Annotated in this window: 2 protein-coding genes; both read left to right on the top strand. The window is 59.4% G+C overall.

Annotation, left to right across the window (positions count from 1 at the left end):
• The first annotated feature begins 195 nt into the window (after positions 1-195).
• Positions 196-378 (top strand): sulfur starvation response protein OscA, encoded by a 183-nt coding sequence (oscA, locus tag ACK1U9_RS19550; RefSeq protein ID WP_003258557.1) that lies wholly within the window; start codon positions 196-198, stop codon positions 376-378.
• Positions 379-426: 48 nt separating this feature from the next.
• On the top strand, positions 427-1,405 hold a 979-nt coding region (locus ACK1U9_RS19545; RefSeq protein ID WP_449110120.1), incomplete at its 3' end, for a sulfate ABC transporter substrate-binding protein.

Below are 1,405 nucleotides of genomic sequence, written 5' to 3'. Positions count from 1 at the left end.
CCCCCCCCCCCCCCCCCCCCCCCCGCTCCCACAGGGCCTTCTGTTGTCTTGAAAACGAGCTTTTATTTTCGGTTATATAAACATTCTTAAACATTATTTTTAAGAATAACCCCGCCTCACTACTATTGCCCTCAAGCCAGGCGCAAATCCCCCTTCAAACCTCAGCCCGGCACCCTCACTCCAAGGAGAACGAGCATGAGTGCATCTCTGCGTAGCATCGACGGTCAGGACGAAGCCACCATTCTGCGTGAAATCCAGAGCGCTCTGCGCGACCTGCGATTCGGTGCGGTGGAGATTACCGTGCACAACGCTCAGGTCGTGCAGATCGAGCGCAAGGAGAAGTTCCGCCTGCAGCAGCCCGGCAACAAGACCGGCTGATCGCGCCACACATTCAAAACTAGAAAAATGCCAATCGGGAGCTTCACCATGTCCATCCGCCGTTATGCGCTCGCCGCCCTGGCCAGTGCTGTTTTTGCCGGTTCCGCCATCGCCAAGGACTACGAACTGCTGAACGTGTCCTACGACCCGACCCGCGAGCTCTATCAGCAATACAACGCCGAGTTCATCAAGCACTGGCAGCAGGCTCACCCGGGCGACAAGGTGAAGATCCAGCAATCCCACGGCGGTTCGGGCAAGCAGGCCCGTGCGGTGATCGACGGACTGCGTGCCGACGTGGTGACCTTGGCCCTGGCCGGCGACATCGATGAAGTCGCCAAGCTCGGCAAGAGCCTACCGGACAACTGGCAGAGCCGCCTGCCGAATGCCAGCACCCCGTACACCTCGACCATTGTGTTCCTGGTGCGCAAGGGCAACCCGAAAGGCATCAAGGACTGGGGCGACCTGATCAAGAAAGACGTTTCGGTCATCACCCCCAACCCGAAAACCTCCGGCGGCGCCCGTTGGAATTTCCTGGCTGCCTGGGCCTATGGCCTGAAGGCCGGCGGTAGCGAAGCAAAGGCCAAGGAATACGTGCAGGAACTGTTCAAGCACGTTCCGGTGCTGGATACCGGCGCCCGTGGCTCGACCATCACCTTCGTCAATAACGGCCAGGGCGATGTGCTGCTGGCCTGGGAAAACGAGGCCTTCCTGGCGTTGAAGGAAGACGGTGGTGCCGACAAGTTCGACATCGTCGTGCCGTCGTTGTCGATCCTCGCCGAGCCGCCGGTGGCGGTGGTGGACAAGAACGCCGAGAAGAAGGGCAATACCGAGATTGCCACCGAATACCTCAAGCACCTGTACAGCCCGGCCGGGCAGAAGATTGCCGCCGAGAACTTCTACCGCCCGCGTGACGAGAAGGTCGCTGCCGAGTTCGGCAAGCAATTCCCGAAACTTGAGCTGGTAACCATCGACAAGGACTTTGGTGGCTGGAAAACTGCACAACCGAAATTCTTCAACGATGGCGGTG

Source organism: Pseudomonas sp. XP1 (assembly GCF_053557675.1).
Note: the sequence above shows the minus strand (reverse complement) of the source record. Positions and strands in the feature narration are given on the sequence as shown.

Excerpts from the sequence above, each read along its gene's own strand:
- oscA (WP_003258557.1), top strand. The coding sequence starts at position 196 with ATGAGTGCATCTCTGCGTAGCATCGACGGTCAGGACGAAGCCACCATT.